This window comes from Maricaulis sp., from assembly GCF_030149515.1.
GTDB lineage: Bacteria > Pseudomonadota > Alphaproteobacteria > Caulobacterales > Maricaulaceae > Maricaulis.
Genome location: NZ_JASBRI010000007.1, coordinates 19,452 through 37,777 on the forward strand (window position 1 = coordinate 19,452; position 18,326 = coordinate 37,777).

Genomic DNA, 18,326 nt, shown 5'->3' on the forward strand with positions numbered 1-18,326 from the left:
TTGATTTCCCGTGAAGAGGACGCAATTCCGGGGCCAGGCCTGCTATCCCGGGTTCACAGAGCCCCGCCGGTCATGGAAAACAGCGCTTTCACCCTGCCGGACGGGCCCTGGATATGGCCCGGACCTTCGCCGGAGAGACCTGATGAGCAAGAAGCCCTTCCGACCCAAGGCGCGCCGTCCGCGCGGCTTTGAAGACCGTACAGGCACCACCCTGCGGGTCGAGCGGCATCTGATCGAGCGCGCCAGCAAGGTCTATGACGAATGGGGTTTCGAGCCGCTGATGACGCCGGCGTTCGAATATGCCGATGCCCTGGGCAAGTTCCTGCCCGACGAGGAACGGCCGAACGAAGGCGTGTTCGCGCTGGAGGATGATGACGGCCAATGGCTCTCCCTGCGCTATGATCACACTGCCCCGCTGGCGCGCTTCGTGGCGGAGAATTTCCAGGAACTCAACAAGCCCTATCGGCGCTATCAGGCCGGCGATGTCTGGCGCAATGAAAAGCCCGGACCGGGGCGGTTCCGCCAGTTCGTGCAGTGCGATGCCGACACGGTGGGCGCCGCCAGCGCCGCCGCCGATGCCGAAATGATCGCCCTGGCGGCCGAAGTGATGCGCTCGGTCGGGCTGAAGGATGGCGACTATGTCGTGCGGGTGAATGACCGGCGCGTCCTGGATGGTGTTCTGGAGAGTATCGGTGCGGCGGAGCCGGAGCGGCGCATGCGTGTATTGCGCGCGGCGGACAAGCTCGACCGTCTGGGACGTGACGGCGTGGCCGCGCTCCTGGGCGAGGGACGCAAGGACGAGTCGGGCGACTTCACAGAGGGGGCGCGGCTGGATGCAGCCGGGATCGATACCGTGCTGGCCTTCCTCGGTGCCACCGGCGGCAGCCGCGAGGATGTCATCGCCCGCCTGGAGCCGCTCGTCGGTGCGTCGGAAACCGGCAAGGCCGGCCTGGCAGCGCTGGCCGAAATCGCAGCGGTCCTGTCGAATATCGGTGTTGGCGAAGACCGCGCCCTGTTCGACCCGTCTGTCGTTCGCGGACTGGGATATTACACCGGACCCGTTTTCGAGGCCGAGCTCCTTGCCCAGGCGACCTATGAGGACGGCCAGCCGATCCGGTTCGGCTCGGTCGGCGGTGGCGGCCGCTATGACGATCTCGTCGCGCGCTTTACCGGCCAGGCCGTGCCGGCGACCGGGTTTTCCTTCGGTGTCAGCCGGTTTGCGGCGGCGCTGTCGGCGCTGGGACTGACCGGCGAGGCGGAAGACAAGTCCCTGGTCGTCGTGGTTGCGGCGGAAAAGGACCGCTCGGCGGATTATCTCGCCATGGCCGCCGATCTGCGGGCGGCCGGTTTCCGGGCCGAGGCCTTTGTCGGATCGGGCAATATGGGCAAGCAGATGAAATATGCCGACCGGCGCGGCGCTGTGGCGGCGGTGATCGTCGGCTCGGACGAACGCGAGCAGGGACGGGTTACCGTCAAGGACCTCAAACTGGGCGCCCGCCTGGCGGCCGACATCACTGACAATCGTCAGTGGAGAGAGGAACAACCGGCCCAGGAGACAGTGTCCCGGGACGCCTGGATCGATGCCGTGGCAAGGATTTCAGCGCGAAACCGGTAATATCAAAAGACGAAGATATGGCGCGAGTTATCCTTGGTCGGCGGAATTATGGGGTTGACGCAACGGAAGCGCTACGTAAACGTAGAGACAGGACACGGGCCTGACCGTCCTGTCCTTTGGCGTTTCGGGGAGGAGACGCCCTTTATCGACCAACCGTTATCTGGGGCTGGCGTTTCGCCAGCCTCTTTTTTTACGGTTTCGGATGGAAAACGGGCCGGTGAACCGGCCCGTCCCCTGTCCCGCATCCTTGGCAGTGGCTAGTTCTCGCCGTCCTCATCGCCGCTGCGTTCAAGAATAACCACCCGGCGTCCGCCATCCAGCTCGATCACCCGGTGGCCATTGTCTCCGTCCAGTTCCAGCCGTTCGACCCGGCGGTGCCGGCGGGGGGCGTCATCACCTGAGGCACCGGCCAGGCGGTCGGTCTCGAGCCGGTTCAGCCAGCGGGTGAGATCGTCGCCGGTCTGTTCCTCGCCATCGATCCAGACGCGGCGGCGGCCGTCATCGTCTTCCTCGATGCGCACGTCGCGGCGTTCGGCGATGCCTTCGCCGTCATTGCGGCGGTGCCAGGTTATGGCCCTGTCACCGTCGGCTTCGTCGCCGTGCAGGCGGCGGATGATCTCCACCCGGCGGTGTTCGCGCGCAGCCCGCTCCACCTCGCGTTCGGCGCGTTCCATTTCGCGGGCGGCATTGCGCAGTTCGACGCGGATGCGCCGGCGCTCGCCTTCCATTTCGCGCTCCATTTCGCGCATTTCCTCGCGAACCTCGGCCATGGTCTCTCGCATTTCGTCGCGGGCTTCGCGCAGGGCTTCGCGGACCTCCTCGCGCTCTTCCTCGCTCAGCTCGTCCCAGTCGCGGCCACGGTAGTCGCCGTCCTCGAGCTCCGAGAACGTTTCCTCAAAGGAGGCGAGCATGTCGGCTTGCAGGCCATCGATGTCGAACTCGAAGACAAAATCGCCGTCGCCGTCGAACACGAACTCATTGTCCAGATGCTCGTGCAGGCGTGCCATGTGTTCGGCCCGTTCGGCCATGTGGAGGGCAAAGGCGCGGTCGAACTCGACCTCCGATCCCGCGCCCACGACACGGACATCGCCGCCATCGACGATCACGACATGGCCACGACCGGCTTCGACCACCTGGCCGTCTACCCGGACTTCGCCGTCGCGTATCTCGATAGTCTGCCCGTCGACGGTAATCACGGTCTCGTTGCCGTCGCGCTCCATGTGCAGCGTGCGTTCGCCATTGGCGCCTCGCAGTTCGACGATTGGCCCGTCTCCGCCGAGAACGACATGGTGATCGGAGTTCACGCGGACGCGCGTTTCCTGCTTGCCGCCATCGACAGCCCAGGCTGCGGCCGAAAGTGTCGCAATGGCCGCGCCGGCCAGAAGAATGCGTTTCATTGGATATCCCTCGCTTTCCTTACCCCGCGGCACACTCGGACACAGCGCCTTACGGCGGCCGTGCGACCGTCTGAACATTTCGTCACACACCGGTTGCAATTTAAAAGAAAAAGGCGCGGCGTGCCGGAAATTCCGGCCGCCGCGCAAGGATCATAGTTCAGGGGCCGCAATCGTGAGCAATCGCGGCATCGCTGAACCTGACATTGCGAAGGGCACCGGAGCTTTGCTGCAGAATGACGATTTGGACATCTTCGCACACGATACGGTCTTGTCAGCGGCGGCCCCGCTTTGCATGGTCGGTCGCGGGCGAGGATATTGCAGGAGACGAGCGTTTTGGGACCTGATCGGCGTACCGTTCTGAAATGGAGCGCGGCAGGCCTTGCGGCGGGTCTGTGCCCGTCCGTCCTGGCCGAAGCGGCTGCCCGCCCGCTGGCCGAGAAAGTGGGCCAGATGCTGCTTCTGGGTTTCATCGGCCGGGATGCGGATAGCGAAGGCGCCGACATCATCGCGGGACATCTGGACAATCGCCGCATCGGCGGAGTGCTCTTCCTGCGCCACAATGTGCGTTCCCGCGAAGGGGCGGAAAGCTCGGCGCGGCGCTTCGGCGAGATCGACCCGACGGCGTGGATGGCGATCGACCAGGAGGGCGGTCTGGTCCAGCGTCTCTCCCGAGATCTGGGCTATACCCATATCCCGCGCGCCATGCAGGTGGCCGAGGCCCGCTCGCCGCAGAGTGCCGGCGATCTCTACCGGCTGGGCGCGGAGGAATTCCGCGCTGCCGGGTTCAACATGAATCTCGCTCCGGTTGCCGATGTTCACGATCCGGACAATGCGGTGATCGGCCGGCATGGCCGGGCTTACGGTACCGATGGCACGACTATCGCCGATTATGCCGGCGCCTTCATCGAGGCATTCGAGGCAGCCGGGGCCGTGTGTGCAATCAAGCATTTCCCCGGGCATGGACGTTCCCGCGGCGACAGTCATGACGGGTTCGTCGACATTTCCCAGACCTGGAGTGAGGCGGAGCTGGACCCGTTCCGGCAACTGATCGACCGCGGCCGGGCCCATCTCATCATGGGCGGGCATCTGACGTTGCGTGCGGTGGATCCCTCGGGCGCGCCCGTCACCTTCTCCCGGCCCGTCCTGGAGGGGCTTCTGCGCGAGCGGCTGGGCTTTGCCGGTGCGGTGATGACCGACGATCTCGACATGGCGGCGATCCGCCAGAATTACGACCAGCGCGAGGCGGTGCTGCGCTCGATCGAGGCGGGCAATGACATCATCATGATGTCGAATTCCGCGGCTCCCGATCCGGAGCTGCCCCAGCGTGTCGCCGGCTGGGTCGGCGAGGCCATCGCGGCGGGCCGTTTCGACGAGGCGCGGATCGATGCGTCGGTGGCGCGTCTGGAGGTGTTGAGGGCGCGGGCGGGGTAGGGATCTTCCTGGCGCGGCTCCGCCGCGCACGCCTCGTCCGGCCCTCCGGGCCATAGTCTCACCGGCCGGGGAGGGGGATAAAAGGTGAGGGGCGGCGGCGAAGCCGCCCGCTCACATCCTACTCTGCCGCCTCTTCTCCCTTCAGATACTCGTCCAGGAACGCCACATAGGCTTCGGAGGCAGTGATGCGGTTCTCGCGGCGGCGGAAGCCATGGCCCTCGTCGGGGAAGAGGACGTATTCCACCGGAACGCCATTGGCCTCGACGGCCGCAACCAGTTCGTCGCTTTCCACCTGCAGCACGCGCGGATCGTTGGCGCCCTGGATCACCAGCAGCGGCTTGGTGATGTTTTCCGCATGGAAGAGGGGCGAAATGGCCCGGTGGCGTTCGGCATCCGTGGCCGGATCGCCCATCTCGTCGTACAGCGCCTCGCGGAAGCTCTCCCACCAGGGCGGGATGGACTGCAGCGTGCGCACCCAGTTGGTGACACCGAAAATGTTGATGCCGACATCGAAGGCATCCGGATGGAAGGTGAGGGCTGCGGCGGTCATGTAGCCGCCATAGGACCCGCCGATGACACCGACCTGGTCGTCGCGCACCCAGTCCTGCTCGCGCAGCCAGTCGCCCGCCGCGACGATGTCGCGCAGGTCTTCCTCGCCATGCCGGCGGTCGTCCATGTGGAAGAAGGTCTTGCCGTAGCCTGACGAGCCGCGATTGTTGGCGGCGTAGACCGCATAGCCGTGATTGACCAGGTGCTGGATCGTGGCCGAATAGCCGATCCGGCTCTGCCCGCCCGGACCGCCATGCACCCAGACCAGGGCCGGCACGGGATTGTCGGCGCTGGCGCCGTGCGGCCGGTAGAGAATGCCGGGAATTTCCAGCCCGTCGAAGCTTTCAAAACGCACGACCTCGGCCTCGACCATTTCCGCTTCCGAGATCGCCGGATTGAGGGCATTGGTCAGCTGGGCGTGATCCTGGCTCGCCAGGTCGACGACGTGGAGGTTGGAGGGCGATGTGGAGCTGTCGATCATGAAGGCGATGCGGCTCTCGTCGCGCGAAAAACGCACCGAACCAAGCTCGCCGGCCGGAAGTTCGGGCAGGTCCACGGCGCCGCCGGTTTCGGTGTCGACGATGGAAACCTCGGTGCGGGCGTCGGCGTTGATGCCGGAGACGCGGTAGCGGCCGGAAGGCGAATAGGTGACGAAGGAGACGTCCCAGTCCGCCTCGATCAGGGGCGCACGTTCGCCCGACGCCAGATCATAGGTCCAGGCCTGGTTGAACTCGCCATGTTCGTCGGTGGCATAGACCAGGGAGCGGCTGTCGGGGGTGAAGGTGTATACGCCGTAGGCGATATTGCCTTCATGCTCGGTGATCAGCTGCGGTGCGGGGTCCTCGGCGGCTAGATCGACCAGCAGAATGTCGCTGTCGGCCGAGGTGCGGTTGCGCACCAGCGCCAGCCAGCGGCCGTCCGGGCTGACATCGCCGATCTGCAGGGCGTCGGTATTCTCGAACACATAGCCGCTCTCGTAGGACAGGGTGTCGTACTCGTAGATATCGAACGCGGCCTGGTCGCGTTCATTGGTGGCGATCCAGATGTCCGTGCCATCCGGCGACCAGCCGATAAACTGGGCTTTGACATTATCGCCCGGCGTCAGATCGGCAAGGCGGCCGTCGAGTTCGCGCACATAGATATGGTTGAGCTCGTTGCCGCCCTGGTCCGCCGTGACGAGGACACGGTCGTCTTCCGGAAACCAGCTGATCGCGAAGGTGGCATTCGTTTCGGAATTCGTCAGCGCGCTGCGTTCGCCGGTGCCGGGGTCGACGGCATAGGCATTGAACACGCCCGTCTCGTCGGAGGAGATGAGGATGCGGCTGTCATCCGCCGACCAGGCATGACCGGCCGAGGATGCCATGCCGAAACTGGTAGTCTGGTGGAAGGTGGCGGCATCGTATTGCGCGATCGCGGCCGCCGGCTCCGGCGAACTTGCTTCCGGCGTGTCGCCGGCGGGCTGGCAGGCCGCCACGGCTATCAGCGACGTTGCGGCCAGAAATTTCATGAAATGTGTCATCCCTATCCCCTTGATCGGTTTGACGCAGCATAGTGCAGGCGTGGCCCGTCGAGGCAAGGGCAAAAGAAAAGGGCCGCCCGGCAGGGGCGGCCCTTCCTGTGTCGTTCGCTTGAACGGCGTGACTTACATCATGCCGCCCATGCCGCCCATGTCGGGCATGGCCGGAGCCGCGCCTTCTTCCTTCGGCGCTTCGGCCACGGCAGCTTCCGTGGTGATGAAGAGCGAAGCGATGGAGGCAGCATCCTGCAGGGCCGTGCGCACGACCTTGGCCGGATCGATCACGCCGAAGGTCAGCATGTCGCCGTATTCTTCGGTCTGGGCGTTGAAGCCGAAGGTCGCGGAGGCATTCTCCATGACCTTGCCGACCACGATCGAGCCTTCGACGCCGGAATTCGTGGCGATCTGACGGATCGGGGCCTGCAGGGCGCGCGCCACGATGGCGATGCCCTGGGTCTGGTCGGGATTGTCGCCTTCCAGGCCGGCCAGCTTGGCCGAGGCCTTCAGGAGGGCGACACCGCCGCCCGGAACGATGCCTTCTTCCACCGCAGCGCGGGTGGCATTGAGGGCGTCGTCGACGCGGTCCTTCTTCTCCTTCACTTCGACTTCGGTGGCACCGCCGACCTTGATCACGGCCACACCGCCGGCCAGCTTGGCCAGGCGTTCCTGCAGCTTCTCGCGATCATAGTCCGAGGTGGTGTCGTCGATCTGCTTGCGGATCTGACCGACGCGAGCCTCGATGTCGGCCTTGGCGCCAACGCCGTCGACAATCGTCGTGTCGTCCTTGGTGATGTTGACGCGCTTGGCCGAACCCAGCATGTCCGGCGTCACCGTTTCCAGCTTGATGCCGAGGTCTTCGGAGATCACCTGGCCGCCGGTCAGGATGGCGATGTCTTCCAGCATGGCCTTGCGGCGGTCGCCGAAGCCCGGAGCCTTGACGGCGGCGATCTTCAGGCCGCCGCGCAGCTTGTTGACCACGAGAGTGGCCAGCGCTTCGCCTTCCACGTCTTCCGCGATGATCAGCAGCGGACGGCCCGACTGCACAACCGATTCCAGGATCGGCAGCATCGGCTGAAGCGAGGTCAGCTTCTTCTCGAAGAGCAGGATGTAGGGCTCTTCCAGCTCGGCCTGCATCTTGTCGGCGTCGGTGATGAAGTAGGGCGAGAGATAGCCGCGGTCGAACTGCATGCCTTCGACGACATCCAGCTCGGTCTCGAGCGACTTGGCTTCCTCGACCGTGATCACGCCTTCATTGCCGACCTTGTCCATCGCCTTGGCGATCATCTCGCCGATTTCCTTCTCGCCATTGGCGGAGATGGTGCCGACCTGGGCGACTTCCTCGGAACCCTTGATCGGGGTGGAGATGGCCTTGATGTCCTCGACGACCACGGAGACGGCCTTGTCGATGCCGCGCTTGAGGTCCATCGGGTTCATGCCGGCCGCGACCGACTTCATGCCTTCGCGGATGATGGAATGGGCCAGGACCGTCGCCGTCGTGGTGCCGTCGCCGGCCACGTCGTTCGTCTTGGAGGCGACTTCGCGCAGCATCTGCGCGCCCATGTTCTCGAACTTGTCGGCGAGTTCGATTTCCTTCGCGACGGAGACGCCGTCCTTCGTGGTGCGCGGCGCGCCGAAGGATTTCTCGATGACCACGTTGCGGCCTTTCGGGCCCAGCGTGACCTTGACGGCGTTGGCGAGGGTGTCGACGCCGCGCAGCATGCGCTCGCGCGCGTCGGTGCCGAAATGTACGTCTTTAGCAGCCATGTGCGTTGCTTCCTGTGGTTTTGATGTTTGCTACAGATCGGGCGGCGCGGCGCTTAGGCCGGCTCGGCGACCTTTTCCATGACGCCGAGAATGTCGGACTCCTTCATGATGAGGAGTTCATCGCCGTTCAGGGTGACTTCGGTGCCCGACCACTTGCCGAACAGAATGCGGTCGCCGGCCTTCACGTCGAGCGGGCGTACCGTACCGTCGTCTTTGATCGCACCGCCTCCGACGGCGACGATCTCGCCTTCCTGCGGCTTTTCCTTGGCCGTGTCCGGGATGATGATCCCGCCCTTGGTCTTGGACTCTTCTTCGACGCGCTTTACCAGCACGCGATCGTGCAGAGGACGAAAGGTCATCTTGGTCTATCTCCAACAAGAGGACTGTGGTTCTTCTGCAGGACCGGGGATCGTTAGCACTCACCCCAGCCGACTGCTAACAGCGGGCAGATAGGGGGTGGGGGGATTGGCGTCAAGAGCAGCCGGTGCCAATTTTTTGCAGTGCGGGACAGGGCGGGCCGTTCACGGCGTACTCATTTGCCGTTCATGTTGGGATCGCTAATCGGCGTTGCAATGCCTGTCACATTTCGGGCTATGATCCTCCTAGTTGCGTAGCTGAGAAGGTAGACCCATGAAACTCCGCACTGCAGTCGTCACATCCTTGGCCGCGCTGGCGGTTACCGCTTGCACGACCACGGATCCCTACACGGGTGAGACCAGGCCCAACTACACCGGTCGCGGCGTGCTTCTGGGCGCCGCAGCCGGCGCCGCCCTGGGCTATCTCACCAACACCAATGACAGCGAGGAAGGCCGCACCAATGCTCTGATCGGCGCAGGCATCGGCGCCTTGGCCGGTGGCGCCATCGGCAACTACATGGACCGCCAGGAAGCGGCCATGCGCGAGGCGCTGAGCGATACCGGCGTGGGCGTGCGCCGCGAAGGCAATGACCTGCGCCTGATCATGCCGGGCGATGTCACCTTCGCCACCAACTCCTCGGATATCCAGGGCCAGTTCTACGGCATCCTCAACGACGTCGCCGTGGTTCTGAACCGCTATCCCGCGACCTATGTCGACGTGGTCGGTCATGCCGACTCGACCGGTGCTGCCGACTACAATCAGCGCCTGTCGGAACAGCGGGCGGTCTCGGTCAGCAATTATCTTATCGCCCAGGGCGTGATGCGTGACCGCTTCTACGTGGCGGGCATGGGCGAACGGGCACCGATCGCCTCCAACGACACACCGTCCGGCCGTCAGCAAAACCGCCGGGTGGAAATCCTGATCCGCCCGCACACGACGTCGTAGGGCGGCGATTTCAACACTTTATTCCTGGAGCGGCTCGCCTCGTGCGGGCCGCTTTAATTTATGCATATCATTGAAGATCAACATGTTAGATAGAAAGACAGCTTGCAGGGTTTACCTTCGTTAACCAAACGACAACCGGCTGCGACACAGCTTAACCTTCAAGCACACGTGACGATTCGCTGTTTTGAAGGCCCTCAATGCCCCGCGCGCTCGATATTCTCATCCTGATGACCTACATCGCCATCGCCACTGTGGCGGCGATCGGCTTTGAGCGTCTGGGTCTGATGCCGCCGCTGATGGCCTGGATGATGGGGGCGATTGTCTTCATCGTTGCCGGCATGGCGCATTCCGCGGCCTCCCGGGCACAGGAGCGGCGGGCGCTGGAAAACGAGATCCACAATCTCAAGGCCTCCAATCTCGCCCTGGCGGAAGAGTTCGAGGCGGCGCAGAAACGGCTTGACGAGATTACCGACGAATTGCGCGCCGAGGCCGTCGAGCGCGACAATGCGCTGGTGCATGAGGTCAAGGTGCTCGAAGATCTGATCCGCCGGGTTGGCGGACCGATCGAGACCGGTGTCCGTCCGGCGGCGGGCACGTCATCGGGGTCAAGCATCGATATCGAGACCGTGCGCGATGCGCTGCAGGCCAATCGCGTGGATCTCTATCTTCAGCCCATCGTCACCCTTCCGCAACGCCGCGTTGCCTTCTACGAAGGCTATACCCGGCTGCGCGACGCCACCGGGCGCGTGCTCGCTCCGTCCGCCTTCATCCAGGCGGCCGAGGAAGCCGGCATCATGACCGAGGTCGACAATCTGCTGCTGTTCCGCTGTGTCCAGATCGTACGCCGGCTGACCGGCCAGGACCGCAAGGTCGGCATCTTCTGCAATATCTCGCTGAACTCCCTGGCCGACGAGGACTTCTTCCCGGAATTCCTGGACTTTGTCCGCCAGAACAAGGATCTCTCCGGTTCGCTGATCTTCGAGATTTCCCAGCGGGCCTTTGAGGAACGCGATGCCGTCGCCGCCCGCAACATGGCGCGGATGGCCGATTTCGGTTTCCGCTTCTCGGTCGATCAGATTCAGCATGTCGATCTCGATCTCGACGCGATGGAGCGTGCCGGCGTGCGCTTCGCGAAGATCGGCGGGCAGCGCCTGCTGGATGCGATCGCCGATTACGAGCCCATTGCCGGCTATGAGGCGGGGTCCATCGCGACGGAAGATCTCGCGGGCCTGTTCGCGCGCCACGGCATAGAACTGATCGTCGACAGGATCGAGCAGGAATCCACGGTGGTCGAAGTGCTTGAGCTGGATGTGGCCTATGGCGAGGGGCATCTGTTCGGTGAGCCGCGCCCCGTGCGCGACGACGTGCTGGACGAGGCGGCCCATCAGCCCTCTGCCCGCCTGGCGGGCTGAACGCCGCAGCACGATTGACGCGAGCGGGCCGCCCTGCTTCAAGCGCGGCATGAACCAGCCCGCACGCCTCGGCGCACTCCGCGAATTCTACGATACCTTGTACTGCGACGTCTGGGGCGTCATCCGCGATGGCAAGGCATTGTTGCCCGAAGCGGTCGAGGCGCTGCGCGCCTTCCGCCGGTCCGGCGGAGCGGTCTGCCTGGTCTCGAACTCGCCCCGGCGCAGCTCCAGCCTGGCCAGCATGCTGTTGCAGATGGGGCTGCCGGCCGATGCGGCCGACACGATGGTCACCTCCGGCGATGCCATTCACGCCGAACTGGCCGCCAGAACACCGGGGCGGGCGCTGAAAATCGGGCCGGATCACGATACCGGCCTCTATGACGGTCTGGAGCTGACCTTCACCGGCGTGGAGTACGCCGACTTCATCTCCTGTACCGGTCCCGACGACTACTGGAACGGCAAACCCGAGGATTATGCGCAGACCCTGGAGACAGCGCTGGCGCGCGGGCTCGATCTGGTGTGTGCCAATCCGGATATCGTGGTGCAGGCCGGCGACCGGCTGATCTACTGCGCCGGCGCGATCGCACGGCTGTACCGGGACATGGGCGGGACAAGCATTGTTGCCGGCAAGCCGCACAAGCCGATCTACGAGCTTGCTGCGGCTGCGCTGCAGGATCTGGGGCGGCCGGCGGATCCCGGCCGGACGCTGGCCATCGGTGACGGGCCGGAGACCGATCTGGCCGGCGCTGCGCGTGTCGGCATCGACGCGCTATTCATTCTCGACGGTATTGTGGGCGCCGGCATGAAAAGCGACAGCTTCGATGAAGAAGCTGTCGCCCGCGCCTTGGAGGGGTATGGAGTTCCGGCGCGATGGATGGCGCCGAAACTCGTCTGGTAGACGCGCTTTCAGCGAAAGCGCGAATGCGTGGATTCTAGTCGAACAGATTGTCGATCGAGGACTGGTCGAGATCGGCCGCCCCGCCATCTTCGGAGAACATGGCGTCAATGGCATCCTGGCTGGTTTCGGGACCGCCGATCGCCGGACCGTTGAGCAGGTTCTTCCGGGCGCGTTCGCGCTCCGCCTTTTCTGCCTCGGTCTCGAAGCTTTCGTCTTCGCGTACGCCCATCACTTCGGCAAACCGGGCGACACGGCTTTCCACGTGACGCAGCGAGTTGACGACCTTGGAGACGCGCTGACCGGCGAGATCCTGGAAGGAGCAGGCTTCGATGATGGTCATCATGCGCGCTTCCACGTTGGCCCGGTACTCGTCATAGTCCGTGGCTTCTTCGCAGAGCACCGCTTCCGCCTCGCTCATGATGGTCTCGGTCGCCTTCTCGGTATCTCCGACGACGGCTTCCAGCTCGACACCGGCAGACGGGATGCGCTCCGTCTTGATGTCGTTGGGCCGCAGAGCGGCAATTTCGTCCCGGGTTCGGGAGATGTAGTCCGCGATATAGTTGAATTCCTGGCAGATCGACTGGTCGAGCGAGCTGAAGAACAGCTTCATCGTATCCGTCAGCTGGTGGGCCAGCTTCAGAACTTCCATGATCTGCGCGTCCTGCAGGTCGCTGGCTTTCAGCGACGCCAGCGAGGTGCGGACTTGCGCGGCAACATTGGCGGCGGGCATGGGGCCCTCCTTCCTTTGAAGACTCAATCAGATAACCGAACAGCCATGGGACCTAGAAGTCGCCCAGGACTGCCGTCATCTTCGACTTGAGCGTACCGGCGTTGAAGGGCTTCACGATGTAGTTGTTTACACCGGCGCGCTTCGCCGCGACCACGTTTTCGGTTTTGGACTCCGCCGTCACCATGATGAAGGGTGTTGCCTTCATCGACTCGTCGGCGCGGACCTTTTGCAGGAGCTCGTAGCCGGTCATCGGTTCCATGTTCCAGTCGGAAATGACCAGACCGTACTTGTTCTTTTGCATCTTTTCGTAGGCTTCCTGCCCGTCAGCCGCTTCGTCCACATTCTCGAAGCCAATCTGCTTGAGCAGGTTGCGAATGATACGGATCATGGTTTTGTAGTCGTCCACAACCAGGATCGGCATAGTCATTTCGACAGCCATGCGTAGTCTCCATCCACTCGGCGCGTTTACACAAGGACGGCTTGTTTCGCCGTCTTCAGCGAGGACCCTAGACATTCGCGGATAAAAATCGGTTAAAGCGGTTGCAACGAGGGAGTCGCTTATGGCGGAAGTGCGCGGTATCGCTCTTGAAGAAATGGAAATTGGCCAATCGGCTGAAGCGGTTAGAGTCGTTACCGAAGAGGATCTCGACCTGTTCGCTAAAGTGTCCGGGGACTATAATCCCGTGCATATGGACGAGGAATTCGCCCGGGCCACGCCATTTCGCGGACGAATTGCCCATGGCGCGCTTGTGGCCTCATTCATCTCCGGCGTGCTCGGCAACCAGCTGCCCGGGCCCGGAGCGATCTTCCTCGGCCTGAACATGCGCTTCTTCCTGCCGACACGCATCGGCGACGAGGTGAAGACGACGGTGACCGTCAAGTCGGTCGACCTCAAGGCGCGCAAGGCGGTGATGGATTGCGTATGCGAGGCCAATGGCAAGGTGACCATGCAGGCGGAGGCCGAAGTGATGGTCCGCAAGCGCCGCCGCAAGACCGACGACTGATCCGGCGATGCGCGTTTTCCACGGCTATAGCGATATACCGGACGAGGGGCGAGGATCGGTCGTAGCGCTCGGCAATTTCGACGGCGTCCACCACGGGCACCGGCACGTCATCGCCCTGGCCGCACGGCTGGCGTCGGAACGGGATGCGCCGCTCGGCGTGGCCCTGTTCGATCCGCACCCGCGGCGCTTCTTCGCGCCCGACGCCCCTGCATTCCGCCTGATGAGTACGGGCCGCCGCAACAGGACGCTGGCCGATCTCGGCGTGGAGCGTCTGCATGTTCTGCCGTTCACGGCCGGGATGGCAAAGATGACGCCGCAGCAATTCGTGGACGAAGTTCTCCATGACGGACTGGGTATCAAGGGCGTCGTCACGGGCGCCGACTTCCGCTTCGGTGCCGGCCGGGCCGGCGCGACCGGCGATCTTGAACGGCTGTGTGCCGCGCACGGCATCCGCACCGGTTTTGCCGAATTGCACGGCAACGGGGCCGACAAGGTGTCCTCCACACGTATCCGCAAGGCGATCCATGACGGCGACATGGCCGCGGCGGCCGAACTGCTCGGCACACGCTGGGCCGTCGAGGGCGTCGTCCGGCGGGGCGACCGGCGCGGCCGGACAATCGGTTTTCCGACCGCCAATCTTGCCCTGGGCGATTTTGTGCGTCCGGCCTATGGCGTTTATGCGGTGAGTGCGCGCATCGAGGGGGAAGGGCCGGCTTGGCCGGGCGTGGCCAATATCGGAAAACGGCCCACCGTGGATGGCGAGACGGAATTGCTGGAAGTCCATCTGTTCGATTTCGAAGGCTCGCTGTACGACAGCGTCCTGGAGGTGGAATTCCACGAATTCCTGCGGCCGGAACGCAAATTCGGCGGGCTCGACGCGCTCAAGGCGCAGATCGCCGCCGATGCCGATCAGGCGCGCCGGCTGCTGACCGGTCTATCTGGACCGGCCTGACAGGCTCTGTTACACGCGGTTTCATGGTCCGCATTCACGTCTTCATACGCCGCGCGGCATGCCTGTCCGCGTTCATCACGGGACGAATTACCGGCCCGGGCCGCCAGGGGTGAACCAGGCGGTGCCGGGAGATGTCCTGCCTTGAACCTATTTGACGACCCAGACCGCAAGGACCCGATCCGATGACGGATACGCCTGCCGAGACCGGCGCCAACGCTGCCGCTCGCGACTACAAAGACACACTTTTCCTGCCGACGACTGATTTCCCGATGCGCGCCGGCCTGCCCAAGAAGGAGCCGGAATGGCTCGAGCGCTGGGCCAGGCTGGATCTCTACAGGCGGCTGCGCAAGCAGTCGCAAGGGCGCGAGCGCTGGGTGCTGCACGACGGACCGCCCTATGCCAACGGGCACATCCATATCGGAACGGGGATGAACAAGATCCTCAAGGATTTCGTCGTGCGTTCGCGCCAGATGGCCGGCTATGACGCCCCCTACCGTCCGGGATGGGATTGTCACGGCCTGCCGATCGAATGGAAGGTCGAGCAGAATTTCCGCGCCAGGGGTCGTCACAAGGACGATATCCCGAAAAAGGAATTCCGCACCGAGTGCCGCAACTACGCGTCCGAATGGATCGGCGTGCAGTCCGGGGAATTCCAGCGCCTGGGCGTCTCCGGCGAGTGGGACGATCCCTATCTGACCATGTCCTTCGACGCCGAGGCGATGATCGTCGAGGAATTCCTCAAATTCGTCGAGGAAGGTCTGGTCTATTGCGGCTCGGCACCGGTGATGTGGTCGCCGGTCGAGCAGACCGCCCTCGCCGAGGCGGAGGTCGAGTATCACGACAAGACCTCCAACACGATCCATGTGAAATTCCCGCTGCGCGGCGTGCGCAAGGACGGCACGGCCGTGCCGAAATCCTGCATCGGTGCCAGCGTGATCATCTGGACCACCACGCCCTGGACCATCCCGGGCAATCGCGCGATCTGCTATTCGCCCGAGATCGTCTACGGCCTCTACAAGGTCACGGGCGTCGACGCCGAAGGTTTCCAGCCCTGGGCTGCGCCCGGCGACACGCTGATCATTGCCGACGCGCTGTGGGAGGAAACCGCGAGGGCCGCGAAAATCGTCAATTGGGAACGCCTGGAAACGGTGGACCCGTCCGGCTTTGTCTGCTCGCACCCGCTGGCCGAGGCCGACAAGTATTGGAGCTATCCGGTTCCGCTGCTGCCGGGCGATCACGTTACGGACGAGGCCGGCACCGGTTTCGTGCACACCGCGCCCAGCCATGGCGCGGAGGACTATGCGGCCTGGATGGCGTTTCCCGAATGGCACGACAAGCACGAGGCGGTGCCGCATGTCGTCGGGGCGGACGGGGCCTATTACGATCATATCCCGTTGTTCGCCGGGCTGCACATCATCCGTCTGGACGGGAAAAAGCAGGGCCAGGACGGACCGGCCAACAAGGCGGTGATGGACAAGCTGGTCGAACTCGGACAGCTGCTGGCCCGCGGCCGCCTGGAACACTCCTATCCACACTCCTGGCGCTCGAAAGCGCCGGTCATCTTCCGCAACACGCCGCAATGGTTCGTGGCCATCGACCGGCCCATGAAGTCCGGCGGCACGCTGCGCGAAAAGGCGCTCAAGGCCATTGCCGAGACGGGCTGGACGCCGAAGGCGGCTGAGAACCGGATCCGCTCCATGGTCGAACAGCGGCCGGACTGGCTGGTTTCGCGCCAGCGCGCCTGGGGCGTGCCGCTGACCCTGTTCGTGGAAAAGGGCACGACGCGGGTGCTCGACGATCCCAGGGTCAATCACCGCATCGTCAGGGCGGTGCGCGAGGAGGGGGCCGACGCCTGGTTCGAGCGTCCGGCCGAGGACTTCCTGGGCGCAGAATACAATGCGGACGATTACGAGAAGGTCACCGACATTCTCGATGTGTGGTTCGACAGTGGCTGCACCCACGCCTTCGCGCTGGAGCCGCGGGCGGACCAGAAATGGCCGGCCGATCTTTATCTGGAAGGCTCCGACCAGCATCGCGGCTGGTTCCAGTCCTCGCTGCTGGAAGGCTGTGGCACGCGCGGCCGGGCGCCCTACGACAATGTACTCACCCATGGTTTCGTCATGGACGGCGAAGGCCGGAAAATGTCGAAATCTCTGGGCAATACGCTGGCGCCCAACGAGATCGCGAAGAAATACGGGATCGAGATCCTGCGCCTGTGGGCCGCCGCCCAGGACTTCACCGACGATCTGAGAATTTCCGAGGAAATCCTGCAGACCTCGGTCGATGCCTATCGCAAGATGCGCAACACGATGCGCTACCTGCTGGGCGCGCTGCACGGCTATGACGAGACGGTGGAACACCTGCCGCTCGAGCGCATGCCCTCGCTGGAACGCTGGGTACTGCACCGCCTGCACGAGCTCGACGGTGTTGTGAAGGCCGGCTACGAGGCCTTCGACTTCAAGAAGGTCTATGCGGCCCTGTTCAATTTCTGTGTCGTCGACCTGTCGGCATTCTACCTCGATGTCCGCAAGGACAGCCTCTATTGCGACCGGCCGGATTCGGACCGCCGCCGCGCTGCGCGGACAGTGATGCATGAAGTGTTCATGCGGCTGACTGCCTGGCTGGCGCCGATCATGCCCTTCACCATGGAAGAGGTCTGGCTGTCCCGCTTCCCGTCCGGGGACGACAGCGTGCATCTGCGAACCTTCCCGAAAACGCCGTCCGACTGGCACAACGGGGGCCTGGCCGAGAACTGGCGCACCATCCGCCGTTTGCGCCGCGTGGTGAACGGGGCGCTGGAAGTGGAGCGTCGCGAAAAGCGCATCGGTTCCTCGCTGGAAGCCGCGCCGCGCGTGCATGTGACCGATCCGGTCTTCCGCGCGGCCATGACAGCGGAGGCTCCGGACGGGGTGGACGACTTCCTGGCCGAGATCACCATCACCAGCCAGGCCTATCTGATCGACGGCGCGGCCGGCGGTGAGGCCTTCCGGCTGGACGATGTTGCCGATGTGGCGGTCGTGCCGGGCCGCGCCGAGGGCGCCAAATGCGCCCGATCCTGGAAGTATTCCACCGAGATCGGGGCGGATCCGCGCTATCCCGACGTGACCCCGCGCGATGCCGACGCCGTGGCGTATTGGGATGCCCGGCATGGCTGATCCGTGGGGTGACATCCGGCGCCGTCTGGCGACGTCGCCGGCGCCCCGTATCGGGCTGCCCCTGGCCGGCGCGATCATCCTGCTCGACCAGGTGAGCAAGTGGCTCGTGCTCGACAAGCTCAATTTCTCGCCCGAAGGCTGTCTGGAATTCCAGCGTGCCTCGGGCGAGGAGCGGATCGGCCTGGCCAATACCTGCGGCCATATCGAGGTCTCTCCGGTCTTCGATCTCACCATGGTGTGGAACAAGGGCGTCAGTTTCGGCCTGTTCGGGGCCGACGGGCCGCTGGGGCGTTTTGTCCTCGTCGCCTTTTCGCTACTGGTCGCCGGCGCTCTGATCGCGGGGCTGCTGTCCTACGGACCGCTCAAGGCTGCCCGGCGGCTGCAGGCCGTGGCCTTCGGCTTCATCATCGGAGGCGCGATCGGCAATGCCATCGACCGCGTCCTTTACGGCGCCGTGGTCGATTTCCTCAATTTTTCCGATGTCTACTTCCCCTATGTCTTCAATATTGCCGATGTCGGGATCAATCTGGGCGTGGCCGCGATCATTCTCGACCTGCTTGTTAACGACCGGAAACCTGCTGCCGATCGTTAAAGGGTGGTA

Annotated in this window: 15 protein-coding genes; 9 read left to right on the forward strand and 6 right to left on the reverse strand. The window is 64.1% G+C overall.

What is annotated here, in order from left to right:
* Positions 1–142 precede the first annotated feature (142 nt).
* On the forward strand, positions 143–1,615 hold the full coding sequence (gene hisS, locus Q1U94_RS03275) for a histidine--tRNA ligase (RefSeq protein WP_300541905.1): 1,473 nt from the start codon (positions 143–145) through the stop codon (positions 1,613–1,615).
* Between the two features lie 257 nt (positions 1,616–1,872).
* On the opposite strand, the gene Q1U94_RS03280 is transcribed toward hisS, so the two are convergent.
* Positions 1,873–3,012 (reverse strand): hypothetical protein, encoded by a 1,140-nt coding sequence (locus Q1U94_RS03280; RefSeq protein WP_300541907.1) that lies wholly within the window; start codon positions 3,010–3,012, stop codon positions 1,873–1,875.
* A gap of 333 nt (positions 3,013–3,345) precedes the next feature.
* Here Q1U94_RS03280 and Q1U94_RS03285 point away from each other — a divergent pair, with 333 nt between their 5' ends.
* Positions 3,346–4,443 (forward strand): glycoside hydrolase family 3 N-terminal domain-containing protein, encoded by a 1,098-nt coding sequence (locus Q1U94_RS03285; protein ID WP_300541909.1) that lies wholly within the window; start codon positions 3,346–3,348, stop codon positions 4,441–4,443.
* Positions 4,444–4,561: 118 nt separating this feature from the next.
* Here the strand turns inward: Q1U94_RS03285 and Q1U94_RS03290 are convergent, their stop codons facing one another.
* The 3 genes from Q1U94_RS03290 to groES form a co-directional block, all read right to left on the reverse strand.
* Positions 4,562–6,499: a S9 family peptidase gene (locus tag Q1U94_RS03290; RefSeq protein WP_300541911.1), complete on the reverse strand. Its 1,938-nt coding sequence runs from the start codon at positions 6,497–6,499 to the stop codon at positions 4,562–4,564.
* Between the two features lie 135 nt (positions 6,500–6,634).
* Positions 6,635–8,272: a chaperonin GroEL gene (gene groL / locus Q1U94_RS03295; RefSeq protein WP_300541913.1), complete on the reverse strand. Its 1,638-nt coding sequence runs from the start codon at positions 8,270–8,272 to the stop codon at positions 6,635–6,637.
* 53 nt (positions 8,273–8,325) lie between these two features.
* On the reverse strand, positions 8,326–8,631 hold the full coding sequence (gene groES / locus Q1U94_RS03300; RefSeq protein WP_300541915.1) for a co-chaperone GroES: 306 nt from the start codon (positions 8,629–8,631) through the stop codon (positions 8,326–8,328).
* A gap of 271 nt (positions 8,632–8,902) precedes the next feature.
* Between groES and Q1U94_RS03305 the strand changes: the two genes are divergently transcribed.
* From Q1U94_RS03305 to Q1U94_RS03315, 3 genes are all read left to right on the forward strand, one after another.
* Positions 8,903–9,574 (forward strand): OmpA family protein, encoded by a 672-nt coding sequence (locus Q1U94_RS03305; protein WP_300541917.1) that lies wholly within the window; start codon positions 8,903–8,905, stop codon positions 9,572–9,574.
* A gap of 197 nt (positions 9,575–9,771) precedes the next feature.
* Positions 9,772–10,986: an EAL domain-containing protein gene (locus Q1U94_RS03310; protein WP_300541919.1), complete on the forward strand. Its 1,215-nt coding sequence runs from the start codon at positions 9,772–9,774 to the stop codon at positions 10,984–10,986.
* Between the two features lie 49 nt (positions 10,987–11,035).
* On the forward strand, positions 11,036–11,884 hold the full coding sequence (locus tag Q1U94_RS03315) for a TIGR01459 family HAD-type hydrolase (RefSeq protein ID WP_300541921.1): 849 nt from the start codon (positions 11,036–11,038) through the stop codon (positions 11,882–11,884).
* 34 nt (positions 11,885–11,918) lie between these two features.
* Here the strand turns inward: Q1U94_RS03315 and Q1U94_RS03320 are convergent, their stop codons facing one another.
* Positions 11,919–12,614, reverse strand: coding sequence for a protein phosphatase CheZ (locus Q1U94_RS03320; RefSeq protein WP_300541923.1), 696 nt, complete (start codon positions 12,612–12,614; stop codon positions 11,919–11,921).
* A gap of 52 nt (positions 12,615–12,666) precedes the next feature.
* Positions 12,667–13,053: a response regulator gene (locus Q1U94_RS03325; RefSeq protein WP_300541925.1), complete on the reverse strand. Its 387-nt coding sequence runs from the start codon at positions 13,051–13,053 to the stop codon at positions 12,667–12,669.
* Positions 13,054–13,174: 121 nt separating this feature from the next.
* On the opposite strand from Q1U94_RS03325, the gene Q1U94_RS03330 reads away from it, so the two are divergent.
* The 4 genes from Q1U94_RS03330 (at position 13,175) to lspA (ending at position 18,317) form a co-directional block, all read left to right on the forward strand.
* A complete protein-coding gene (locus Q1U94_RS03330; protein ID WP_300541926.1) occupies positions 13,175–13,618 on the forward strand; it encodes a MaoC family dehydratase in 444 nt (147 codons plus the stop codon).
* A gap of 7 nt (positions 13,619–13,625) precedes the next feature.
* The gene (locus tag Q1U94_RS03335; RefSeq protein WP_300541928.1) at positions 13,626–14,570 is read left to right on the forward strand and encodes a bifunctional riboflavin kinase/FAD synthetase; all 945 of its coding nucleotides are present in this window, start codon (positions 13,626–13,628) and stop codon (positions 14,568–14,570) included.
* A 182-nt stretch (positions 14,571–14,752) separates the two neighbouring features.
* On the forward strand, positions 14,753–17,725 hold the full coding sequence (ileS, locus tag Q1U94_RS03340) for an isoleucine--tRNA ligase (protein WP_300541930.1): 2,973 nt from the start codon (positions 14,753–14,755) through the stop codon (positions 17,723–17,725).
* Positions 17,718–18,317, forward strand: coding sequence for a signal peptidase II (lspA, locus tag Q1U94_RS03345; RefSeq protein ID WP_300541932.1), 600 nt, complete (start codon positions 17,718–17,720; stop codon positions 18,315–18,317). Before ileS ends, lspA begins: the two co-directional genes overlap by 8 nt.
* The last annotated feature ends 9 nt before the right edge of the window (positions 18,318–18,326 follow it).

Excerpts from the sequence above, each read along its gene's own strand:
- Q1U94_RS03315 (WP_300541921.1), top strand. The coding sequence starts at position 11,036 with ATGAACCAGCCCGCACGCCTCGGCGCACTCCGCGAATTCTACGATACC.
- lspA (WP_300541932.1), top strand. The coding sequence starts at position 17,718 with ATGGCTGATCCGTGGGGTGACATCCGGCGCCGTCTGGCGACGTCGCCG.
- Q1U94_RS03305 (WP_300541917.1), top strand. The coding sequence starts at position 8,903 with ATGAAACTCCGCACTGCAGTCGTCACATCCTTGGCCGCGCTGGCGGTT.
- groL (WP_300541913.1), bottom strand. The coding sequence starts at position 8,272 with ATGGCTGCTAAAGACGTACATTTCGGCACCGACGCGCGCGAGCGCATG.
- Q1U94_RS03330 (WP_300541926.1), top strand. The coding sequence starts at position 13,175 with ATGGCGGAAGTGCGCGGTATCGCTCTTGAAGAAATGGAAATTGGCCAA.
- Q1U94_RS03325 (WP_300541925.1), bottom strand. The coding sequence starts at position 13,053 with ATGGCTGTCGAAATGACTATGCCGATCCTGGTTGTGGACGACTACAAA.
- Q1U94_RS03310 (WP_300541919.1), top strand. The coding sequence starts at position 9,772 with ATGCCCCGCGCGCTCGATATTCTCATCCTGATGACCTACATCGCCATC.
- Q1U94_RS03290 (WP_300541911.1), bottom strand. The coding sequence starts at position 6,499 with ATGAAATTTCTGGCCGCAACGTCGCTGATAGCCGTGGCGGCCTGCCAG.
- ileS (WP_300541930.1), top strand. The coding sequence starts at position 14,753 with ATGACGGATACGCCTGCCGAGACCGGCGCCAACGCTGCCGCTCGCGAC.
- Q1U94_RS03335 (WP_300541928.1), top strand. The coding sequence starts at position 13,626 with ATGCGCGTTTTCCACGGCTATAGCGATATACCGGACGAGGGGCGAGGA.
- Q1U94_RS03280 (WP_300541907.1), bottom strand. The coding sequence starts at position 3,012 with ATGAAACGCATTCTTCTGGCCGGCGCGGCCATTGCGACACTTTCGGCC.
- groES (WP_300541915.1), bottom strand. The coding sequence starts at position 8,631 with ATGACCTTTCGTCCTCTGCACGATCGCGTGCTGGTAAAGCGCGTCGAA.
- hisS (WP_300541905.1), top strand. The coding sequence starts at position 143 with ATGAGCAAGAAGCCCTTCCGACCCAAGGCGCGCCGTCCGCGCGGCTTT.
- Q1U94_RS03320 (WP_300541923.1), bottom strand. The coding sequence starts at position 12,614 with ATGCCCGCCGCCAATGTTGCCGCGCAAGTCCGCACCTCGCTGGCGTCG.